This is a genomic window from Streptomyces sp. 1114.5 (assembly GCF_003635085.1).
GTDB lineage: Bacteria > Actinomycetota > Actinomycetes > Streptomycetales > Streptomycetaceae > Kitasatospora.
Window position 1 is genome coordinate 3,936,575 of sequence record NZ_RBXE01000001.1, and the last position, 23,707, is coordinate 3,960,281.

General features: G+C 70.1%; 10 protein-coding genes. 7 read left to right on the forward strand and 3 right to left on the reverse strand.

The window, feature by feature from the left end:
• The first annotated feature begins 31 nt into the window (after positions 1-31).
• Positions 32-685 carry a LysR substrate-binding domain-containing protein gene (locus BX285_RS17695; protein ID WP_121175639.1) on the forward strand — a complete coding sequence of 218 codons (654 nt, stop codon included), beginning with the start codon at positions 32-34 and terminating at the stop codon, positions 683-685.
• 75 nt (positions 686-760) lie between these two features.
• Here the strand turns inward: BX285_RS17695 and BX285_RS17700 are convergent, their stop codons facing one another.
• Positions 761-3,190 carry a collagenase gene (locus tag BX285_RS17700; protein ID WP_259470562.1) on the reverse strand — a complete coding sequence of 810 codons (2,430 nt, stop codon included), beginning with the start codon at positions 3,188-3,190 and terminating at the stop codon, positions 761-763.
• A gap of 253 nt (positions 3,191-3,443) precedes the next feature.
• Here BX285_RS17700 and BX285_RS17705 point away from each other — a divergent pair, with 253 nt between their 5' ends.
• The 3 genes from BX285_RS17705 to BX285_RS17715 all read left to right on the forward strand — a co-directional run bounded on the left by BX285_RS17705 (position 3,444) and on the right by BX285_RS17715 (position 8,034).
• Positions 3,444-3,944: a hypothetical protein gene (locus BX285_RS17705; RefSeq protein ID WP_121175641.1), complete on the forward strand. Its 501-nt coding sequence runs from the start codon at positions 3,444-3,446 to the stop codon at positions 3,942-3,944.
• 108 nt (positions 3,945-4,052) lie between these two features.
• A complete protein-coding gene (locus BX285_RS17710; RefSeq protein WP_121175642.1) occupies positions 4,053-5,768 on the forward strand; it encodes a multicopper oxidase family protein in 1,716 nt (571 codons plus the stop codon).
• A 304-nt stretch (positions 5,769-6,072) separates the two neighbouring features.
• Positions 6,073-8,034 (forward strand): APC family permease, encoded by a 1,962-nt coding sequence (locus BX285_RS17715; RefSeq protein ID WP_259470726.1) that lies wholly within the window; start codon positions 6,073-6,075, stop codon positions 8,032-8,034.
• A gap of 147 nt (positions 8,035-8,181) precedes the next feature.
• Here BX285_RS17715 and BX285_RS39235 read toward each other — a convergent pair whose 3' ends face one another.
• Positions 8,182-8,898 (reverse strand): transglycosylase family protein, encoded by a 717-nt coding sequence (locus tag BX285_RS39235; protein ID WP_121175644.1) that lies wholly within the window; start codon positions 8,896-8,898, stop codon positions 8,182-8,184.
• A gap of 291 nt (positions 8,899-9,189) precedes the next feature.
• On the opposite strand from BX285_RS39235, the gene BX285_RS17725 reads away from it, so the two are divergent.
• Complete coding sequence (locus tag BX285_RS17725; protein ID WP_147465182.1) at positions 9,190-10,800, forward strand: metallophosphoesterase family protein; 1,611 nt, start codon at positions 9,190-9,192, stop codon at positions 10,798-10,800.
• A 107-nt stretch (positions 10,801-10,907) separates the two neighbouring features.
• Here the strand turns inward: BX285_RS17725 and BX285_RS17730 are convergent, their stop codons facing one another.
• Positions 10,908-14,486, reverse strand: coding sequence for an RICIN domain-containing protein (locus tag BX285_RS17730; RefSeq protein ID WP_121175646.1), 3,579 nt, complete (start codon positions 14,484-14,486; stop codon positions 10,908-10,910).
• A gap of 602 nt (positions 14,487-15,088) precedes the next feature.
• Between BX285_RS17730 and BX285_RS38460 the strand changes: the two genes are divergently transcribed.
• A complete protein-coding gene (locus BX285_RS38460) occupies positions 15,089-23,179 on the forward strand; it encodes an RHS repeat-associated core domain-containing protein (protein ID WP_259470727.1) in 8,091 nt (2,696 codons plus the stop codon).
• 70 nt (positions 23,180-23,249) lie between these two features.
• Positions 23,250-23,663 (forward strand): hypothetical protein, encoded by a 414-nt coding sequence (locus BX285_RS36850; RefSeq protein WP_147465183.1) that lies wholly within the window; start codon positions 23,250-23,252, stop codon positions 23,661-23,663.
• Positions 23,664-23,707 lie beyond the last annotated feature (44 nt).

Below are 23,707 nucleotides of genomic sequence, written 5' to 3' on the forward strand. Positions count from 1 at the left end.
CCTCCCCCCGAATCGCCGAGTGGGACCCAGAATGCGCCCCGCCCCGGACGGCGGCAAGACTCCGGGCGCGGTGCGGGCCGCGCGCCGCGCGGTCGGCGATCCGCGGCTGGTGCGGGCCGGGCAGGGGCTGGTGCCGACTCCGCGGGCGGTCGAACTGCGCGAGGAGGTGGGCGAGTTGCTGCGCGGCTGCGAGAACGTGCTGCGGCCCGGTGCGGGTTTCGACCCCGTGCACCTGGAGCGGACCTTCACCGTGCAGACCAGTGACGTGGTGCCGGCGCCGGTGGTGGGTGTGGCCCGCGGCGGCCATCCGCTCTTCGAGGGGCGGATCACCGCCCGGCGTTTCGCCGCCGCCGACCACATCGGCATCTCCCGCCGGGGCAAGCAGCTCGGCCCGATCGACACCGCGCTGGCCGAGCGCGGGCTGCGGCGCCGGGTGGCGGTGGTGGTGCCCAGCCACACCAGCGCGATGCTGCTGGCCCGGGACAGTGGCCTCGTCTCGCTCGGCCTGGCGGACTGGCTGCCGCAGACCCTCGGCGCGCTGGGCCTGCGGACCTTCCCGATTCCGCTCGAACTCGCCCAGCTGGAGCTGGGAATGGCCTGGCATCCGCGCAACTCGGCCGACCCAGGCCATCGTTGGTTCCGCGAGCACCTGGCGGCCGCCGTCCGGCAGGCGCGGAGCGAGTAGCCCTGGGCACGGCGACGAAACAGCACCGGGCGCGGTACGGACCCCACAGTCCTTACCGCGCCCGGGGGTTGAACGTCAGCGGCGCAGCGGGCCCTCGCAGGTGTAGTCGGAGGTGCCGGCCTTGCCGGTGGTCCAGATGTCGACCTTGCCGAAGCTGCAGTTCATGTCGTTGAGGTTGTTCGCCCCTTCGACGTTCCTGGTGCGGGTGAGGATGAAGTAGTCGACGGTGTCGGACATGTCCTTGAAGACCTTGTCCGGGTTCTTGGCGTCGGAGAGGTTGGCGGTGATCCGGCCGGTGCAGACGAACCGCATCGGCTTGTTGGCCCAGTCGCCGTTGTCCTTGCAGTTCGGCGTGGAGCCGGTGGCGGCGGCGAACTCCTCCTGGACGTCGTCCGCCCAGGCGAGGTCGAGGGAGGCGTTGGGCGTGAAGGTCGTCGACGGGACGTACAGCTTGTCGACGTTCTTGATCTGCGCGTCGAGGAAGGCGAAGTACTGGCTCTGCAGGGCCGTGTCGGCGCCGAGGCGGTCGCGCCAGGCGTCGAAGCCGGCCGGGTCGTCGGCGCGCTGGTAGCCGTACATCTCGCGGAGCAGCGAGGGGTGCTGCTGCCAGAGGAACTCGAAGAAGGTGCCGGCGTAGTTGTAGAAGTGGAACGCCGGGGTGTCGGTGTACTTGGCGTGCAGGAGCTGGGCGACGGTCATCCGGGGTATGCCGGCGGCCTCGTCGGAGGCGAGCTTGCGGACCAGCGACTTGCGCACCAGGATGCCCTGGTCGCGGGTGGAGCCGTCGAAGAACTCGGCGGTGCCCTCGTCCATCGCGGTGGTCTTGTCGTCGGCGTACCAGCGCGGGTCGCCGAAGTAACCCGGCACCGCCCACCGGCCGTTGAGGTAGTGCACGTACTCGTGGCGGAAGAGTTCTTCGAGGGTGAGCGTGGAGTCCTGCGGGACGCGCCGCTGGTAGGTGTAGAAGGTGGCGCCGCGCTCGATGTAGATGCCGCCGTTGCTGGTGCTGTAGCCGGTGAGGATCGGCTGGTAGACCTCGTAGTCGGCGCGCGAGGCGTAGAGGTGGATGTGCAGCGTGGAGTTGACGTCCCCGGCGAGCGGCTGGTCGGTGCCGAGGACGCGGAAGTACTGGGTCTTGACCTGCTTGCTCGCGTAGTACATCTGGTCGACGGTGGCCTTGTCGAGGGCGGTGCGGACCTCGATGGCGCCGTTGTCGTAGGTGAAGGTGTTCGGGAAGAGCTTCGCCTCCAGGTCGGCGATGCAGACGCCGTACTGCTTGCAGACGCCGTAGGTGTTGGCCCAGCCGATGGCCTTGGCCCACGGGTCGGACCACTCGCCGAAGGCGGCCTTGGTGGCGTCGATCACCGGGCCGAGGTCGGCGACGGTGGCGTCGTGCAGGGCAGGGACCTGTCCGAAGCGGCCGTACTCGCCGACGGCGTCGCGGGCGGCCCAGGCGTTCTTGGTGCCCTTGAGGTGCCCCCAGGAGGCGTAGGCGCGGAACGCGGCCCGGTAGTCGGCGTCGGCGGCGACGGCGGAGAGGAAGGCCGGGTCCTGGTTGTAGATGCCCAGGTAGTTGAGGTTGAGCGCCTGGAGGACGGCGTTGCCCCAGGCCGCGCTGTCGGCGACGGTGGTGCCGGGGGCGAGCGCGCCCAGGATCCGGCGGGCGAGGCCGAGGTTGTGCTGGCGCAGGCCGTCGGCGCCGGCGGTGATGGCGGTCTCGCGCAGGGTGTTCGCGGCGAGGTCGGTGCGGTCGAAGGCGTGCGCGCTGCCCGCGTACGCCGTGATCGCCTGCTGGATCGCGTTGAGCGTGGCCGGGTCGCCGATGTTCAACTCGTGGTGACTGAAAGCGTGGTAGACGGTCGCGTGCAGGTACGTCCACAGCTCGTAGAGGTGTGAGCTGCCGGTGCCGTCGTCGGTCGCGGACAGCTGGGTGATCCGGTTGGCGACGGCCTGGACGTGGGCGTTGTCCATGGTGGTGGCGAAGCGGGCGTCCCAGGTCCAGATGACGGTGCGCAGACAGCCGTCGGCGGTGACGGCCGGGTCGGTGAGGAAGGCGGTCAGCTGGGCGGCGGACAGGCCGGTGAAGCCGTCGACGGTACAGGGCACGCCGGCGGCGGTGCTGGGCGCGGTGGCGCCGGGCGCGGCGGCGACCTGGTCGGCGGTGGGTGCGGGGGCGCCGACGTGGTCGGGCAGCAGGCCGGGGACGAGAGTGCTGCCGAGCGAGCCGCCGCCGGGGGCCGGGGCGGGTGCGCCGGGCTTGGCGGCGTCGGTGCCGAGGTGGTCGGCGTCGTCGTAGGCGGTGCGCTGGTCGGGGTCGTTGGGGGTGGAACCGGCGGGGGTGGGTGCGGCCTTGGCGGGGCCGGCCTGGGCGGTCGTCGGCGCGGTGGCGGACGTGGTCGGGGTGGGTGGGGTGACAGCCTGGGCGGTCTGCAGGGTGGGCAGCGTGAGCGTGGCTGCCGTCGCGGCGGCGAGCAGAACTCGCCTGGCAACGCGGGAAGTTGACACCGAATCTCCTGGAGGGGGAAGTAGCAGGGCGGTGCGAGGCGGCAGTGCCATGGGTTCCGGCCCGGGACTGCCGGGGGAGCGTCGGGGCGGGCGCTGTGGGGTCGTGACCGCCGCCGAGTGAGCCGTAACATAGCAATGTGAAATTGCACCTGCCAAGAGGGTGAACGGGGTTGACCCCGACTCGGATCGTCCGCCGCACTTCGGGATACCCTGCGGGGGTACGGTGCGGACGGAGACGGTGGGGAGGCGAACGATGGCGCAGCTGCGACCGTTCGGCCCTTCGCTGCCCCGGGCCCTGCGCCTGCTGCTCCTCGCCGCGCTGCTGCTGGGCATCGTGACGATGCACACGCTCGGCCATCCGACCGGCGGTCACGGGGGGCGTGAGGTGGCAGCCCGGCAACTGCCGGGGCACCACGCGGCGGGCGTACCGATGACTGGTGCGGCCGAGGCCGAGTCCCCTGCCGCGCTCGCCGAGGCCGCCGCCACGTTCGCCGAGGCCGCTGCCACGTTCGCCGAACCCGCTGCCGCGGTTGCCGAGCCAGCCGCCGACGAGGGCATGGACCCGATGACGGTCTGCCTCGCCGTCCTCGCCGGCTGGACCCTGGTGCTCCTCGCCGCCGCCGGCCCGCTGCTGCGCCGTAGCGGCGACGCCGCCGCCGACGTACGGGCCCGCCTGCTGAGGGCCGTTCGCGCGCAGCCCCCGCCCGGGGGCGGGCGGATCCTCCTCAACCGGCTGTCGGTGCTGCGTCAGTAGGCGAGCGCCCGCCGTCCCGTGCCCGCGTGCTCCGCAAGGCGCCCGCGCGCGGAACGGCCGACGCGAGGTCCTGCACACCCACACCCACCGCACGAGGTGCACTCCGCCATGCGCACACCCACCCGTCGTACCGTCCTCGGCGCCGCGCTCGCCGCCGCCGGGACCGGCCTGCTCACCGCCTGCTCCTCCGACTCCGGCTCCGGCTCCGGCTCGGGCTCGGGCTCGGGCTCGGGCTCGATGAAGGGCATGGACCACTCGTCCATGAACCACTCCTCGACGAACCCCACCGCCTCGACGAACCCCACCGCCCCCGCCGGCTACCTCTCCCCGAACGGCCCCGAGGTCGCGGCCGCCGAGGCCCGGCGCAATCCCGGCCCGGAGCGCAAGGTCGCGCTCACCGCCACCGAGACGACCCTGGACCTCGGCGGCCGCACCGTCCGCACCTGGGCGTACGGCGACCGTCTGCCCGGCCGGGAGGTCCGCGCCACCGTCGGCGACACGCTCGCCCTCACCCTCGCCAACCACCTGCCGCAGCCGACCTCGCTGCACTGGCACGGCCTCGCGCTGCGCAACGACATGGACGGTGTGCCGGGCCTGACGCAGGCCGCCGTCAGGGCCGGCGCCTCCTTCTACTACCGCTTCGCGCTCGGCCACCCGGGCACGTACTGGCTCCACCCGCACTCCGGCGTCCAGCAGGACCGCGGCCTGTACGCGCCGCTGATCGTGGAGGACCCGAAGGAGCCGCTGCGCTACGACAAGGAATGGGTCGTCGTCCTGGACGACTGGGTGGACGGCATCGACGGCAGCACCCCGGACGCCGTCCTGGCCGAACTCGCCAAGGGCATGGGCGGCACGGCTGGCACGGGCGCCGATGCCGGCTCGACGGGCGGCATGGACCACTCCGGCCACGACATGTCGGGGATGCCCGGGATGGGGAGCGCACCGAGCGCACCGAGCGCACCGAGCACGCCCGGCACGGCCGGCACGCCCGGCGGCCCGGCCCGGATGCTGATGGGCGCCACCAGCCCGCTGCTCGGCGGCGACGCCGGTGACGTCGCCCACCCCTTCCACCTGGTCAACGGCCGTCTCGCAACCGCCCCCGAGACCTTCACCGCCAAGCCCGGCGACCGGATCCGGATCCGCCTGATCAACGCGGGCGGCGACACCGCCTACCGGGTCGCCCTCGGCGGCCACGAGCTGACCGTCACCCACACCGACGGCTTCCCGGTCGAGCAGGCCACCACCCAGGCGCTGCTGCTCGGCATGGGCGAGCGCTACGACGTCCTGGTCACCGCCAAGGACGGCGCCTTCCCGCTGACCGCGCTCGCCGAGGGCAAGAACGCCACCGCACTGGCCGTGCTGCGCACCGGCGGCGGCGTCGCGCCTGACGCCTCGGCACGCCCGGCCGAACTGGACGGCAAGCTGGTCACCGCCGCGCAGCTGAAGGCCGACCCGAGTGTCCGACTGTCCGTCAAGTCACCTGACCGGACTGTGCAGTTGGAGCTCACCGGCGGCATGGCGAAGGCCGACTGGGCGTTCAACGGCCGCCCGTACGACCCGGCGCAGCGCTACCCGGTGGCGGCGGGCGAGCGGGTGCGGCTGGAGTTCCGCAACAGCAGCGCCATGTGGCACCCGGTCCACCTGCACGGCCACAGCTTCGCGCTGCCGGACGGCGGCCCGCGCAAGGACACCGCGATCGTCCTGCCGGGCGCGACCCTGGCCGTCGACTTCGACGCCGACAACCCGGGGCTGTGGATGGTGCACTGCCACAACGTGTACCACGCGGAGACGGGCATGATGACCGTCCTCGGTTACCGGGCGTAACCCCGTCCGCATGCCGAGACGCCGGGGCGGGGATCATGATTCCCGCCCCGGCGCCCGACCCCGGTGCGCCACCCGCCGCGCCGGGTCACCCTTCCCGACCTGCGCCGTCATGACGTTTTCTTAACGCGGGCCGATGACGACTCCTTGACGCCTGTCGCATAGCCTGGCGCACTGCCGTCGCCCGACGGCGCTTTACGGGGTCTTGAACAAGAGGTGCAAGGTGGTTTCGTCGGGTTCGACGGAGACGGCGACGGAGGATCCGTCCTCGGCGCGAATACGGCTCCGCAGCTGGCTGCTGGAGGACATGTCCCCGGAGAAGGCCGCCCAGAAGGCCGACGCCGAGCGGGCACAGGCGCAGGCGCAGGCGCAGCAGGACGGTGAAGGCGGGGAGCCGGGGGGCTCCGCCGATCACCCTGGTCACTCTGCGCACACGGGCCAGCCGTGGTGGCGCGTGATGTGCCTGACCGGCCTGGACTACTTCTCGACGCTCGGCTACCAGCCGGGCATCGCCGCCCTCGCGGCCGGCCTGCTGTCGCCGATCGCCACGATCGTGCTCGTGCTGGTCACCCTGCTGGGCGCACTGCCGGTCTACCGTCGGGTCGCCAAGGAGAGCCCGCGCGGCGAGGGCTCGATCGCGATGCTGGAGCGGCTGCTGCCGTTCTGGAAGGGCAAGCTGTTCGTCCTCGCACTGCTCGGCTTCGCGGCGACGGACTTCATCATCACGATCACGCTCTCGGCCGCCGACGCCAGCGCCCACCTGGTCGAGAACCCGCACCTGACCAGCGTGCTCGGCGGCAAGCAGATGGTGATCACGCTGATCCTGGTCGCCCTGCTGGGCGCGGTCTTCCTCAAGGGCTTCAGCGAGGCGATCGGCCTGGCCGTGGGGCTCGTCGGGATCTACCTGGCGCTCAACGTGGTCGTCGTCGCGGTCGGCATCTGGAAGATCGTCCAGGCGCCGCACGTCGTCACCGACTGGTCCAACGCGCTGACCGCCGAGCACGGCAACATCTTCGTGATGATCGGCGTCTCGCTCGTCGTCTTCCCGAAGCTCGCGCTCGGCATGTCCGGCTTCGAGACCGGCGTCGCCGTGATGCCGCACATCAAGGGCGATGCCGGCGACACGGAGGCGAGCCCGGTGGGCCGGATCCGCGGCACCCGCAAGCTGCTCACCACCGCCGCCGTGATCATGAGCTCCTTCCTGATCGCCACCAGCTTCATCTGCACCCTGCTCATCCCGGCCAAGGAGTTCGAGACCGGCGGCGACGCCAACGGCCGCGCCCTCGCCTACCTGGCGCACGAGTACCTGGGCGGCACCTTCGGCAGCGTCTACGACCTGTCCACCATCGCCATCCTGTGGTTCGCCGGCGCCTCGGCCATGGCGGGCATGCTCAACCTGCTGCCCCGCTACCTGCCGCGCTACGGCATGGCCCCGCACTGGGCCCGCGCCGTGCGCCCGATGGTGATCGTGCTGACGATGATCGGCTTCCTGATCACCTGGCTGTTCGACGCGAACGTCGACGCCCAGGGCGGCGCCTACGCCACCGGCGTGCTGGTCCTGATCAGCTCGGCGGCCATCGCCGTCACCATCGCCGCCTACAAGAAGCGCCAGCGCGGCTGGACCATCGCCTTCGGGATCATCGCGGCGGTCTTCCTCTACACCACCGTGCTGAACACCATGGAGCGCCCGGACGGCGTCAAGATCGGTGCCTGCTTCATCGCCGGCATCATCCTGGTCTCGCTGCTCTCCCGCCTCAAGCGCGCCTTCGAGCTGCGCGTCACGGCCGTCGTGCTGGACGAGACGGCCGAGCGGTTCATCCGCGACTACGCCCACCGCCCGCTGCGCCTGATCGCCAACGAGCCGACCAAGCGGGACGTCGCCGAGTACCGCGACAAGATCCGGCAGATCCGGGCCGACAACGACATCCCGGGCGAGGACGACCTGGTCTTCGTCGAGGTGACGGTCGACGACGCGTCGGACTTCGAGTCCGAGCTGACCGTCCGGGGCGAGGTCCTGCACGGGCGCTACCGGGTGCTCACCCTGGAGAGCTCCAGCATCCCCAACGCGATCGCGGCGCTGGCGCTCACCGTCCGGGACCGCACCGGGCAGCGGCCGCACCTGTACTTCGAGTGGACCGAGGGCAACCCGTTCGCCCAGTTCCTGCGGTTCTTCCTGTTCGGGCAGGGCGAGGTCGCGCCGGTGACGCGCGAGGTGCTGCGCGAGGCCGAACCGGACCGCTCGCGCCGCCCGCGCGTCCACGTCGGCTGACGGGTCCTTCCGGGCGACGGCCCGCCCGCTCCTCGTGAGCGGGCGGGCCGTCGGCGTTCCCGGTGCCTTCCGGCGGTACGGGACCGAATGGCGCCGCCCACGCCCGGGAGGGGAGGGCGTGGGCGGCGGCTCGGAGGGGGCGGGGCCTCAGGCGGGGAGGTCCAGGACCGTGCCCGGCTGGATGAGGTCCGGGTCCTCGCCGATGGTGCTGCGGTTGAGGGCGTAGAGGGCGGGCCAGCCGCCCGGGACACGGAGGCGTTCGGCGAGGTCGGTGAGGGTGTCGCCGTCGCGGACGGTCCAGGTGCCGTCCTCGGCGGCGGTCGGCGCGGCGGAGGACGCGGCAGAGGACGGCGGGAGGACGGCGGCGGGTTTCGGCGTCGTGGAGTGTTTCGGCGCGACGGCCGGCGGCGGGAGGACGGCGGCGTCGCGGTCGTGGCTGCGGGTGGCGCGGGCGCCGCAGACGGGCCAGGGGGAGAGGCCGCGGTGCTCGGCGAGGTGCTCGGCGACGGCGATCTGCTGCTCGCGGGTGGCGAGGTCGGCGCGCGGGGCGTACCCGAGGCCGCCGTTCTCGCGCCAGGTGGCCTGGTCGAACTGGAGCCCGCCGTAGTAGCCGTTGCCGGTGTTGACGCGCCAGTTGCCGCTGCTCTCGCAGGCCGCCACGTTGTCCCAGTCGTACCGGCCGTCCTGGGGCCGGCTGTCCTGCGGCCGGCTCTCCTTCGCCCGGCTGTCCTCCGCCCGGCCTGGGTCGGAGCCGGTGCTGCGGCCCGGGGGTGCGGCGTGGGCCGCGGGGGCGGCGGCGAGGGCCACGGTGAGGGCGCAGAGCGCGGCGGGGACGAGGCGGCGGAGACAACCGGTGGCAGGCATGGGCGGCTCTCAGGTTCGGGGACAGGGCCTGCGCCGTCCGAAGTCGGCGCCCTCCCACCGACGCACGACCGGCCGGGCGCCCCGCCGCCGACACGTCCGTGGGGTCACCCGTACGGCAGGCCCGGACCACCCCGGCGGCCCGCGGCCAACCGGCCGTACGTGCCGCGCGGTCGTCACGGTCGTCACGGTCGTTCAACTGCCGTTCGCCGTGGGAACCGTCCGAAGTCGCCCGGGCGTGCGGTGGGACTGGGAGCCTCCTCGGCGATTCCCGGAGCCCAGGAGGCGGCAGTGGTGGCACACCCTTCGGCACATCCCTCGCGCAGGAGCGTCCTTCGCACCGCCACGGCGGTCGGCACGCTCGCCGCGCTGCCCGCGTCCACCCTGCTGTGGACCCAGCCCGCGGTGGCCGGCACCCCCGGGCCGGAGCAGGTCCACCTCCAGTGGGGCAACGAGCCGTCCCGCGAGATGACCGTCTCCTGGGCGACGGCGGCGAGCGTCAACCGCCCCCGGGTGCGGATCGGGACGCCGCGCGAGGGCGCGGGCCGTACGGTCGGCGCGCGCAGCCGCAGCTACGTGGACGGCCTTAACAAGGTCGAGACCTTCACCCACCACGCCCGGCTGAACGGCCTGCGCCCCGACACCACCTACGTCTACGAGGTGCTGCACGACGGTGCCGAGCCGGTGCGTGGCACCTTCCGCACGGCGCCGGCGCGCGGCCGGGCCGCGTTCCGCTTCACCAGCTTCGGGGACCTGGGCACGGGCGACAACGTATTCGCCAAGTCCTCGATCCACGGCGCGGCCGCCGTCCGGCAGGTCGAGCAGTTCGACCCGCTGTTCCACCTGCTCAACGGCGACCTCGCGTACGCCAACAACAACCCGCAGCTCCAGCCGCAGGCCTGGAACGCGTTCATGAACAACATGGCGAAGTCGGCCGCCAACCGCCCGTGGATGCCCACACCCGGCAACCACGAGGTCGAGGCCGGCGGCGGGGACCTCGGGTACGCCTCCTACCTGACCCGCTTCGAGCTGCCGGACAACGGCACCCGCGACCACTGCGGCAACTGGTACGGCTTCCAGGTCGGTTCGGTGCTGTTCGTCAGCCTGGACGGCAACGAGATCGCGGTCGAGGACGACGCCAGCATCGACCCGGCCACCGGGCACTCCATCTACATCAGCGACTACAGCGAGGGCGCCCAACTGCGCTGGCTGGAGCGGCTTTTGTCGCGCGCCCGGGGCGGGTCCTCGGTGGACTGGATCGTGGTCTACCTGCACCAGTTCGCGATGTCCTCCTCGGCCGCCAGCCACGGCGGCGACATGGGCATCCGCGAGAAGCTGTTGCCGCTGCTCGACCGCTACTCCGTCGACCTGGTCCTGGCCGGCCACGACCACGACTACGAGCGCACCCACCCGGTGCGCGGCACCGAACCGGGCGGCCTGCTCACCCCGGCCGTCGCCGACGACGACCTGCGGCAGATCGACACCTCGCAGGGCACCGTCCACCTCATCCTCGGCGGCGGAGGCACGGCCGGACACGACGACGTCTACCTGCCCGCCGACCCGGACGGCGTGCGGCAGGCCTCGGTCCGCACCCAGCGGCTCACCTTCAAGGCCGACCCCGACGCCAAGGAGAAGGCCCACTGGTCGGCCGTGACCGACCCGGACACCCACTTCCCGTACGGCGTCGCGGTGTTCGACGTCGACCCGGGCCTGCTCCCGGGCGGCCGCACCACCATCACCGTCAGCTACTACCACTCCGTCCCGGCCACCGCCGCCAACCCCCTCCCGACGCCGGTCCTCTACGACCGCTTCACCCTCTACCGCGACCGCAGCGACGGCTGGGACGACGACGACCAGGACCAGGACGAGAACCGCGACTCCCGGAACGCCGCCGCCGCCCGCTGATCCCGTCCGCACACCCCAACTTCCCGGGCCGCCGCGCAGTTGGCCGGGAAGCCGGGTCGCGCTACCGCGACCCGGCTTCCCGCTGCTACGTCACCTCGGTCGGCACGTCACGGGGTGCGTTCGGGGTTCAGGGTCCACTGCTGGTTCGCCTGGAGCCCGGGGCAGTTGGAGATGTCGAGGCGAGCGCCCTGATCAGTCGCCCCGTTGGGGACCTCCAGGCACCTGCCGGAGGGGCTGGTGGCAGGGTCGATGGTGGCGGGGAGGTAGATGCGACCGTCGGGACGCACGGTCCACCTCTGGCCGGTCCTGCCGTCGCAGTCGGCGAGGATGACGCGGGTTCCGTCGAGGAGAGCGTTGTCCTTGGTGGAGAGGCAGTAGCCCCCGGCCCGAACCGTGCCGTCGGATGCGAGGTTGAAGCGCTGGTTGACGCTCTGCCAGCAACCGTAGACCGTCACCTCCGCGCCACTGCGTGGGCCGCCCTCGACGTCGGCACAGTACCCCGTCTGGTTGGAGCGGATGGAGACGCTGGCGTCGGCGGAGCCGAGGAGCTGCATCGGCCTGAAGCCGTCGACCTTGTTGGGGGTACCGCTGGTGCTCACACCGGGGTAGACGGTGATGACGTTGTTGTTGTCGATGGCCCAGACGTCGGGGTAGCCGTCGTTGTTGAGATCGGCGGCACCGACCCGGGGCTGGTCCGCGGTGGTCCAGTTGGCCCCGGAGAGGATGAGGAATCCGGCATCGGGGTGGCTGAGGGCGGAGTAGTCGACCGTTCCGTCGGGCTTCCAGCCGAGTGCGTAGGCGTAGATGTTGCCGTTCGTGCGGTGCCTGGCCCAGACGGTCGTCTGGTTGACGGGTGAGGAGCCGGGGTTGGGGCTGGTGGTTGCGCCGTTGGCGGCTCCCGGGGTGAGGAGTTCGTAGTCGGCCCAGCTGCCGCTCAGCGTGGGGATGAGCGTTGCCGTGCCGTCGAGCTTGGCGCCCGTCGCGTTGGGCCGGAAGAGGTAGAGGCTCGGCCCCGCGGCGGGGTTGTCCGTCTCCACCGTGAGGATGGAGGTCTGGGACGTCATGATCTTGCGGTTCGGATCGGAGGCCGCCCCGCCGATGGCCTCTCCTTCCGGACTGCCGATGGCCACCGCCTGGGAGACGTTCCTCCATACGCCGCCGGTGTAGCTGGGACACGGACTCCCGGTGCCGTAGCTGATGCAGCTTCCCGGGCGATCCAGCGAGGTGGCCGGGGTCCTGTCGAAACGGCCTGCGCCGTCGTTGTGGACCAGGTAGAGGAAGTCCTTGAGCCTGGGTACCGCGTCCTTGGTGTAGTGGGCGACGAGCTGGTCGACGGCCTGATCTGTCGGGAGCGCGCCGTGGTGGCTGATCTGGAAGTCGGACCAGGTCGTGTTGCCCTCGCTCTTGCCGGGAGCCGACGAGGCCGGGGCCGCGAGGGAGGATGCGGGGTCTGCGATGCCGCCGATGATCCGAAGGTCGCCGTACTTGTCGGCGGTGAGGATGTCGGGCTTCTGATCGTTGTCGATGTCGCCGAACACCGGCTGGGTGCCCGGCTTCCAGGGGACGTAGAAGTTGTAGACGGCCGGCTGGCTGTAGTTGCCGGCGATGTCCATGGCCTGGACGTAGAGCGTGTTGGTCCCCCACTGGCGGGGTTGGTACTTGTAGGGGCCGTCACCAGGGGTCCAGGTCTCGCCCCGCTTGCACTGCCAGCCCACGACCGGGGTCGGATCGGTGCTCACGCGTACACAGGCGATGCCGGAGGCCTGCAGGCCCGGTCCGGGCGCCGGATCCTCCGCGTTGATCGTGAACGACCCCTCGTCGTTCATGTACTTGGTGGGGCTGGGGTTGGGGGTTCCGGACGGAGGGAAGTCGGTGGAGCTGATGCTGACGCGCGGGTTGGTCCGGTCCACCCGGAAGTAGCACCAGGCGCTGTCGGGCGAGGTGAGGATGGTGTCGGTGGACCGGGCGAGCCAGCCGTACTGGTGGCCGTCGGACAGCGAACCGACCGCGATCGAAGGCGCGGGGTCGTTGTAGGACCCGCCCCAGTTTCCTTGCTCGATCCGGAAGTTGGAGTCGTTGTCGTCCCACATGATGTAGCCGGTGTAGAGGGACTGCCCGGCCGGGGAGTAGCTGTTGGCCGTGAGGTAGAGGTTCAGGTTGTTGCCGACCCAGCCCGGGTTGTCCCAGGGATTGGCACCGCCGCTGTTGCACTCGGCCGTGGTCCCGGTGTCGGCGAAGCCGGGTGCGGGGCTGGTACGCGGGTACCAGACGGTGGGAGTGATGTCGTAGGTGGTGACGATGCCCGGGTTGCTGGCGATGGCGTGGCGGTAGAGCTTCTCCCACTCGGTGGCGCGAGGGGCGATCGCGATGGTCCACGTCGGCCAGGTGCCGGACGCCGCCCGCTTCATGACGTCGGTGACATCGACGGTCAACGGACCTGTCCCGGTGATGGTCTGACTGCCGACGAAGGAGCAGCCGTCCATGATGACATTGCCGTTCGTGCCGCACGGCTGCGCGTTCCAGGTCGTGCCCTCGCCGATGCCGGTCGGGGCCCAGTAGACGCCGAGCTCGGTCGGGGTGCTGGGACTGGCGGCGCTGCTGACCTGGGCGTTGAGGGTGGAGGTGAAGACGGTGGGCGGGTACTCCGCGCCGGGGACCTTGGTGTAGATCGCCGCATTGACCTTGAACTGGAAGTAGGCGCGCTGACGGCCGAAGGGATTGCAGTCCAGGTTCGGGTCGCTGCTCCGGTAACCGCAGAATCCGGTGGAGAGGTTGGACTTCTTGTTGAGGTTCGGCGCGGTCGGATGGTTCTCCTGGACCTCGACCGACGCCTCGGTGTAGCTGGTCACTGCGGTGAGCGTCGGGTCGAGATACCAGGGCCCCGTGCCGGATCCGAGGGCGTTCTGGTCCGGGGTCAGTTCGATCGCGCCGCCGGACACGCGGCTGCCTATCGCCGCCACGATGGCGCCGTCCCCGGGCGCCTCCGCAGTGGACGGCGCGTCGGCGGAAGCCGTCGGGTCCGCTGCCGGTGCCGCCGCGAATGCGGCGACCTTGGTGCCTTGCGGGACGGCGACCTTGGCACCGGAGGCCGATGTGGAGGAGTCCCACTGCAGCGGCGCCGGCGAACGGAACCGCACGGCACCGGTGTCGTCCTTCACGTCGATCTGTCCGTGCTCGCCGGAGCCGGCGGTCAGCCCCTGAGCCGTGATCGGAAAGCGCAGGCTCTTCAGGGCCGGGTTGGCAGCGGCCTGCGGGGTACGAACGACGATCACGTCACGCCAGCCGCCGACCGGCAGGGCGGTCAGCTGGAGGTCGACCTCGGGCAGCACGTTCTGGTAGGTCGCGGTCGCGCCGTTCAGCACCGGTTTGGGCAGGGCGAAGGGGGCGCCCACCGAGAGCTTCTTGCCGTCCGTGGTGGAGATGGTGGCCATCGGCCCGGTTCCGCCGCCGGAGAACCACACCGGAATGCTCGCTACAGCGGGGCTGACGCTGCCGTCGGCGTTCGGCTTCAGCGTCGGGTCGAGATCGGTCCAGGTGTTGTCGCGCTTGGTCCGAACCGGCTGGGAGTTGTCGACGGTGGTCAGGGTGCCGTTGGGATTCGCGACGGTCTTCGACGCCTCGTCGGTCATCGCGTCGACGACAACAGGCTGTCCGGTCGACTTGGCCTTGGCAACGGCGTCGATCATCGCCTGCTGAACCGGAGTTCGCGGCGGCGCAGGGGATGACGGCACGAGTTTCGGGATTCCGCCGGTCGGCCCGTGGGTGGTGGGCGGCGGGGTTGCGCCCGTTGCGGAGGCGACCGGTGCGGCCAGCAGGCTGAGGCCCACGGCGAGACTCGCTCCGAGCGCGGTCAGCCCCGCGCCGCGCCGGCGTTTGGGGGGAGGGAGTGTGTGCACTATCGGGTGCGAAATGACGGACATATCGATTCTGTGGTCCTTCCCGCGTCGAGGTCCCGTCATCGGGATGACGTTCGGGTCGGAACGATGGGCCCTGTTGAGCAAGAGCGTCAAACCAGTTGACGCCTTGCACGGACATGTCGGGATTCGGCCGGGCCACCAGGTCACGAGTTCACAAAAATCTCATGCATGGTGGTCGAACGGTCTGGCAGCGCAGTTGATTCGTCACCTATCGTCACCTCGATCATCGGACGAGTCTGTCCATATGACGTTGTGTCGACATTGAATGAGGTGCTGTCTCAGTGGGGCTTTGGCCTGCCCGCACACGGGCTGGGAGACGACCAGGAGGCCGCTGGCGGTCTCCCTTGGTGGCGACGGCGGTCGCCTTGGCGATGACGGGAGTCGCCGTACCGCCGGCAGCGGCATGGACCTTCCCCAAGCCGGACGAGAAGGTCTGGACCCCGCCGAACGGTCCGCACGGCGGCGACACCGTCCCGGTCAAGGGTCACGATCTGGCGACGCCTGCCCGCCAGTCGGCCCCTCAACCGCCCTCGAAGCCGTCGAAGATCGCGAAGCCCCTGGTCACGGGGACCGAGACGGTCACGGTCGGTGCCGACGGCGCCGAAGCGAAGGCCGCGCGCTCCGCGACCGGCGGGGCCTCGCCCGCCTCGGGCGGGGATAGCGGCGCCACGGCGGGAGCCCTGGCGGTGCGGGTCGCGCCCGGGACCGGCGCAGGCGAGAGCGCGCACAAGGTCACCGTCCAGGTGACGGCCCAGGAGAAGTCCAAGGCGGCCGGCGTCACCACCCCGGTCGTCGCCCTGTCCGATGCCGAAGCACCCTCCGACAAGGGCAACCGTACGGCCAGGGTGACGCTGGACCTCAACGCCCTTCAGGCCGCCGACTGGTCGGACCGCGCCGTTCTCGTCGCTCTCCCCGCCTGTGGTCTGACAACCCCGGAGCGGCCCGAGTGCCGCACCAAGACGCCGGTGCCCTCCAAGCTCGACGGCGACGGCCAGATCACGGCCGATGTCGTGCTGCCGGCCACGACCGTGCGTGCGACCACCGCAAACCAGAACGGCACGGTGAAGGCCGGGTTCACGGCTGACCGCGCCTCCGCCGGAGCGGCGGATGCTGCGCAGAGCCAGGCGCTGCTGCTCGGCGCGGACCCCGCACCGAACGGTCCCCTGGGCAACTACTCCGCAACCCCGCTCTCGCCCTCCGCGGCATGGGGTTCGGGCACGAACGTGGGGAACTTCACCTACACCTACCCGATCCAGGTCCCGCCGCCCCTGGGCGGCGCCGCGCCGGCCGTGGGCCTGAGCTACAACTCGGCGGCGGTCGACGGCAAGACCTCGGCGACGAACTCCCAGCCGTCGTGGATCGGCGATGGCTGGGGCTACGAGCCCGGCTTCATCGAGCGCTCCTACCGAGGCTGCGACAAGGCCGGCATCCCCGGCTCCGCCGACCAGTGCTGGGGCGGTCAGAACGCCACCGTGTCCTTCGGCGGCCATTCCGGCACCATCGTGCGCGGCGACAAGGACGGTGTCTGGCACCTGCAGGACGACGACGGTTCCACGGTCGAACAGCTCACCGGAGCGCCGAAGTCCGCCGGTGACACCGACTACCGGGACATGGAGTACTGGCGGATCACCACCCCGGACGGTATCCAGTACTACTTCGGGCGCAACCACCTTCCCGGCGGGGACGGCAGCGACCCGGCCGCCAACTCCGTTCTGACCACGCCGGTGTACTCGCCGAACAGCGGCGATCCGTGCTTCAACTCGGCTACGGGGAACGGTTCGTGGTGCCAGATGGCCTGGCGCTGGCAGCTCGACTACGTGGTCGACACCCGCGGCAACCTGACCACCTACAAGTACGCGACCGAGGGCAACAAGTACGGCCGGGGCCGCGGGCAGAGCGGCAACACCGGCGGCACCGCCACGGACTATCAGCGGGCCGGCTACATCAAGGAGATCGGTTACGGCCAGCGCCTGGACGACCAGAAGGCCGCCAAGGGGGTTCTCAAGCCCGCAGCCAAGATCCTCTTCCAGGAAGAGGAACGCTGTGATCCCTCGCTGACCCCGAGCTGCAGCGCCGACCAGCGCGCCACCCATCCGACCGCCTGGCCCGACGTCCCGGTCGATCAGATATGTGACAGCAGCTCCTGTGCGACCTCCGCACCGACCTTCTTCACGACCAAGCGCCTGTCCCAGATCGCCACCCAGGTGCTGGTGAACTCCGACTACCGCACCGTCGACACCTGGAAGCTGAACCAGACCCTGGCCGACCCGGGCGACATGACGGGCCGGCTGCTGCAGCTCGACTCCGTCCAGCGCATTCCGAGCAACGGCCAGGCGGAAATCACCAACCTTCCGGCGGTGACGTTCAAGTACGAGTTCAAGGACAACCGCGTCGACGGCAACAAGCTGACCGGCCTGCGGTACAAGCGGCCGCGCCTCACCGGGCTGACGACCGAGACCGGCGGGCGGACCAACGTCATTTACGGCGACGTCGAGTGCTCGCGCGACAACAACCACATGCCGGTCTCCGAGGACCGGAACACGATGGCCTGCATGCCGGTCAAGTGGTACCTGCCGGGTCAGTCTTCCCCGGACCCGGTCGACGACTGGTTCAACAAGTACCTGGTCAGGACCGTCACCGAGCAGGACACCACCGGTGCCTCCCCGCTCGCCAAGACCACCGAGTACACGTACGACGCGGCCGGGGCCGCCTGGCACCGCAACGACGCCGAGTTCACCGACCCCAAGACCCGTACCTGGGACCAGTTCCGCGGCTACCAGTCGGTGACCGTCACCACCGGCAGTGAGTTCACGGGCGAGGCGCCGAAGACCCAGCAGAAGGTCACCTACCTGCGCGGCATGGACGGTGACTATCTCGCCGACAAGAGCCGGCGTGGCGTGCAGGTCGCCAACCCGCTGGGGGGAACGGTCACCGACAGCGACTGGCGAAGCGGCCAGGTCCTCGCCACCGAGGTGTTCGACAAGGCCGGCGGCACCGTACAGACGGTTTCCGGGAGCACTCCCACCCCCGATCCCGACGCTCAGCAGATCAGTTCCACCCACGCCCAAAGCGCCGGCGCCCCGAACATCTACGCGCGGTACGCGGACTCCCGGACGACCGCGCTCTCCACGGCCAGACTGGCCGACGGCGGCTCACGAACGACCACCGTCGTCACCACCACCGAGCCCGCTCGCGGCAACCGCGTGATCACGGTCGACGACAAGGGGGACGGCACCGCCGCCACCCCCGAGACCTGTACGACCACCAGGTACGCCGACAGCGACAACAAGCAGCTGCTCAACCTCGTGGCGGAGCGAGTCACCATCCAGGGCCCCTGCGGCTCCTCACCCGCCGCTGCCAACACGGTCTCCGGCACCCGCACCCTCTACGACGGCAAGGCCTTCGGCAAAGCCGGTACCGTCGGCGATCCGACCACTGGTCAGGTCCTCGACCACTTCGACCAGGGCGGCAACCCCGTCTACGTCCACGGCGGCAGCTCGACCTTCGATGCCTACGGACGGAGCCTGGCGACGTCGACCACCGACGGGTCGACCTACGGCGGCGACGGCACCCAGCTGACCGGCCCGTCGGTCACCCCCGCGGTCACCACGAGCGCCCTCAGCCCGGCCTCCGGCGCTCTGCCCACCGAGGTCCGCACGACCGGCCCGATGGGCGCCGCCTGGACGACCAGCGTCACCCAGGACCCGGCCCGTGGCTCACCACTGACCAGCAAGGACATCAACGGCAGGGTCACCACCGCGCAGTACGACGCCCTGGGCCGCATCACGGCAGTCTGGGCGCCCGACCGGCCGACCGGTGGCGAGCCGAGCAAGAGGTTCAGCTACTTCCTGAACAGTGACAAGCCGTCCGCCGTCAAGACGGAATCGCTCAACGACGACGGCGGCACCTACTCGGCCACCATCGACATCCTCGACGGCCTGGGTAGGCCCCGTCAGACGCAGAGCACCAGCGCCGCCCGTCCGGTCGGGCGTCTGATCACCGACACCGTCTACGACTCGCACGGCTGGGTCGTCAAGACCAACGCTCCCTACTACGAGGCGAGCTCGTTCCCGAGCCAGTCGGTCTTCGTAGCGTCGCCCGCGGGCGCCGTGCAGGACGGCCAGATCCCCAGCCAGACGGCGACCTCCTACGACGGAATGGGTCGCGCCGTCCGGTCGGACTTCCGGTCCTACGGAAACGTCCAATGGTCCACCACCACGGCCTACCCGGGTGCCGACCGCACCGATGTCACGCCGCCCGCCGGTTCGACACCGACCTCGACCGTGACCGACGCCCGAGGCCGCACCACCGCCGCGTGGCAGTACCGGACCGCCACGGCCACCGGCAACCCCGCGGACGCGGACGTCACCACCTACGGCTACACGCCGGGCGGACTCGCCTCCAGGCGGACCGACAGCAGTGGCAACAGCTGGACCTACGAGTACGACCTGCGCGGACGGCAGGTGTCGGCGTCCGACCCGGACACGGGCGTGACCCGGACGTCCTTCGACGTCAACTCGCGCATCGACCACACCACCGACGCCAACGGCAGCACCCTGGCCTACTCCTACGACCTGCTCGGCCGCAAGACCGGTCTGTACAACGGGAGCGTCGCTCCCGCGAACCAGCTGGCGGCGTGGACGTACGACACGCTGGTCAACGGTCAGCTGACCTCCTCCACCCGCTACGTCGGCGGAGCCGGTGGCGCGGCGTACGTCAAGGCCGTGACCGGCTACGACACCATGTACCGCCCTCTCGGCACCTCCGTCACCATCCCCAAGAGCGACCCGACGCGGCCCGGCACGGTCCCGGCGGCCGAGGACCCGCTCGGTACGACCTACACCACCACCAACACCTACCGGCCGGTCATCGGGGCCCTGGAGCAGATCGACATCCCCGCCGCCGGCGGACTGCCGGCGGAGTCCGTCGGCTACCAGTACACGATCACCGGCCTGATCACCTACGTCGGCAGCAGCCTCAAGACGGCGATCACGGCCCAGGTGAACTACGACGCGTACGCCAGGCCCGTCAGCACGACGGTGGGCCACTACGGCCAGCAGGTGGTCTCCCGCCAGCAGTACGACGGGGCCACCGGCCGGGTCATCAACTCCTTCATCGACCGCCAGACCGGGACGACCGCGCTCGACCAGACGAGCTACACCTACACACCGTCCGGTCGCATCACCTCGGTCACCAACCTGCAGAACGCGACAGCCCGCGACACCCAGTGCTTCACGTACGACTACCTCGGGCGCCTCACGCGGGCTTGGACCGACACGGGTGGCACTCACACCACCGCGGACTGGACCGACAGCAACGGGACACAGCAAGGAACCGGGAGCTCCGACAAGGTGCCCGGAATCGGTGGCTGTGACAACGCCACCGGCCCGGCCTCGACCGGACCGGGCACGGACACCTTCGGGGGTCCGTCGCCGTACTGGCAGGACTACACCTACGACGCGACCGGGAACCGCACCGGCCTCACCCAGCACGGGTCGGCCTCGCCGACGGCACTCGACACGACCAGGATCACCCAGGTCGCGAGCGCCGCGGACAGCACCCGGACGTGGTCCGTCGCCCTGGCGAACGGCGCGCTCTGGCTCGGTTCCCAGGCCAAGGACGGGTCGACCTCGCCGTACACCGACCTGATGGCCCAGGCCGGCGCCCTGCCGACCGTGACCGCCGTGTCGGCTGCGGTGAGCAACGGCCAGCTCCAGGTGATGGCCGTCGCGGGTGGAAAGGTCTGGCACACCGTTCGGCAGGACGACGGCAGCTGGCAGAAGTGGGGCGACGTCTTCTCCGTCGTCGGCGTCCTTCCGGACCCCAGCCAACTCGCCCTGACCGCCACCGCCTCCGGGCTTGAGGTCCTCACCTTCTCGGGCGGAAAGCTCTGGCACACCGTCCGTCGGCCGGACGGCACTTGGCAAGCACAGGGCTGGGGCGACGTCTACAGCGTCGTCGGCCCGCTGTCGTCCGCCACACAGATCGCAGCGTCCGCCACCGCCTCCGGTCTGGAGATCGCGGTCGGCGCGGGCGGCAAGCTCTGGCACACCGTCCGTCGGCCCGACGGTACCTGGCAGGAACAGGGCTGGGGCGACGTCTACAGTGTCACCGGCGTCCTGAGCGGTGCTCAGACCGGCCAGGGTCAGCTCACCCTCGCCAACACCGACGACGGGCTCCAGGTCGTCGCACTCGCCCAGGGCAAGCCATGGCACGTGGTGCGCAACAGCGCGGGGTCCTGGTCCCAGTGGGCCGATGTCACCGGTGTGGCCGGCCAGATCGCCCCGCTGACCACCGTCGGCGCTGCGGGGGCCGGGGTCGGCCTCAACGTCACGGTCGCTGGGGCCGGCAAGCTCAGCGAGACCACGAGGGACGGGACCACCGGCAAGTGGGCGGCCTGGTCGACGGTCGCCACCGGAAACGGCACGGGCAGCAGCACAACCCAGGCCTTCCGACCGATGGGGAGCACCAACACCCCGACCGCTGCACCCAACACCGGCGGTGGAACAGGCGGGCCCCACGCGCTGCTTAGCTCCACCACCACAACTCCCACCGGGTCCAAGGCCGTCAGCTACCAGTACGACGCCAAGGGCCGCACCACCGCCATCACCGACACCGGCGGCACCGCCACCCTGGCCTGGAACGGCGAGGACAAGCTCGCCTCCTACGCCAGGACCGGCCAGGCCGGTGCCACCACCTACCTCTACGACGCCGACGGCAACCCGCTGATCCGCCGGAGCCCTGGCAAGACCACCCTGTTCCTGCCCACCGACGAACTCACCCTCGACACCGCCACCGGCTCCATGAGCAACGTGCGCTCCATCAGCGCAGGAGGCGGCCTCACCTTCACCCGCGTCACCGCCCCCATCGGCGGCGGCACCGTCCTCATCCAGGCCGCAGACCCGCACGGCACCAACAGCGTCCAGATCAACACCGACGCCGCCCAAACGGTCACCCGCCGGGACACGGACCCCTTCGGCAACCTCCGCGGCACCCAGCCCACCGCCGGCCAGTGGGCCGGCACCAAGGGCTTCGTCGGCGGCACCAAGGACGACACCACCGGCCTCACCAACCTCGGCGCCCGCCAATACGACCCCACCACCGGCCGCTTCATCAACCCCGACCCCATCCTCGACGCCGCCAATCCGCAGCAGTGGAACGGCTACGCCTACAGCAACAACAACCCCGTCAACCTTTCCGACCCCAGCGGGCTCCACCCCGAAGGAGTCTGCGGCGGATTCGGCACCTGTGAAAGCCCCCAACACGACATCATCCACGAGGCCTGGCACCCCAATGACACGGGCGGCTGGAACGTCGACTACTGGGACAACGTCCTCAGCGACTCCAAGCACCCCCTTCACGCCGGCAACGACTGGTCGCTGATCACAAGGGGTAAAAAGACCAAGTGGCAACGCTTCTTGGAGGGCGTAGACCTCGCCGTAAGCCTCACCCCCGTTGGAGCCGTAACGGACGCCGCCAAGGACGTCTACCACGGCGACTACGCTAGCGCCGCCCTGAACCTCGCAGGCCTCATCCCCGGCGAGCGCCTCGTAGGAAAGGCCGCACAACTCGCAGGCAAGGCAGGCAAGGCAGAAAAGGCCGTACAGGAAGCCGAAAGCGCCATAACCGAGGCGTGCGCCCTTGCGGGCGCGACACACAGCTTCCCCTCGGGCACACGGGTGCTTTTGGCCAACGGTACGACTCAAGCCATTGAGGACCTCCAGGTTGGCGATCAGGTCCAGGCAACAGACCCGGTAACCGGGGACACTCAGCCCAAGGCCGTCATCCGCACGATACGCACGCCGGACGATGAGCACTTCACCGACCTGACCCTGCAGGCCAACGACCCCGGCTACGCATCCCAGCAGGCAGAGAACCTCACCAGCACCCAGCACCACCCCTTCTGGGACGAAACCACCCGCCGCTGGACAAACGCCTCAGAACTCCACCCCGGCGACGAGGTACGCACAGCGGATGGCCGAACCCTCACCGTCCTGACGGTATGGAACTACGACACCGCCCCTCAGACCGCCTACGACCTCACCGTCGCTGACCTCCACACGTACTATGTGCTCGCGGGGACCACGCCGGTCCTGGTTCACAATTGCGGGAAATGGACAGGCCAGGGTGAGCACCCTCTTGAGGATTTCGTGGCTAATGCCATCGAGGACGCTCACCCGGATCTCGTGAAGGGTATGGGGCGGAAGACGCTTCGCGAGGATGGAACAACCTGGTCAGATCACGATGTCTACGGAGACGACTTCGTTATTGAGGTAGCCAGTGGAAAGGGGTCCGGCAAGACTGCGCAAATCCGGGACCGAGTCTTGCCTACAGCTGGCGGGGCCCGTGTCGCGGTATATGGCCCAAAGATGGGCGGCCATGTTGCGCGAGGAATTGAAGAGCTAGGCGTACCTGTCTTCAGGAGGATGGAAGACCTCGTGGCCTGGGCGGCTGGCGGATAACCACCGCTGCGCGTCGGTCGAGGATAAGAATCATCGGCCGGCGCGCAGTCGTTTCAAAGGAGTGCAGTCGATGGAGACGCTTGTAATTGTTATCGCCGCAGAAGGCTGGGGTCTTCAAGCGGTCGCAAATGCGCTGGAGTCCTCGCATCAAGTCTCCTTGGTAGACGATAGGTACCTTGAGGTCTCGCAGGCGACCTCCAGTGCCTACGTGTGTGTTATGGATCCGCAGGAGGACGGCCTCTTTGAAGATTGGCCCGAGGCACTGATCCCCAAGGGGCCGTTTGCGGCCTTCTCGGTTGACTACCGAGATCCTTTGCTCATGGAGTCAATCGTTAGAGAGATTTCCGCTAAGGCGACTACTGTCATTGATACAAATTTTGGCGACGTGGTATCCGGTGGCGAATTTATTGCTCGGATTGATCGCGATAATCCTCGATGGGAATGGTGGCATTGGCCGCATGATATCGATGATTCCTTCGCGTAGGAATCTGGCTCGCAATCAACTCCTGGAGCTGATTTTTTAGCTTC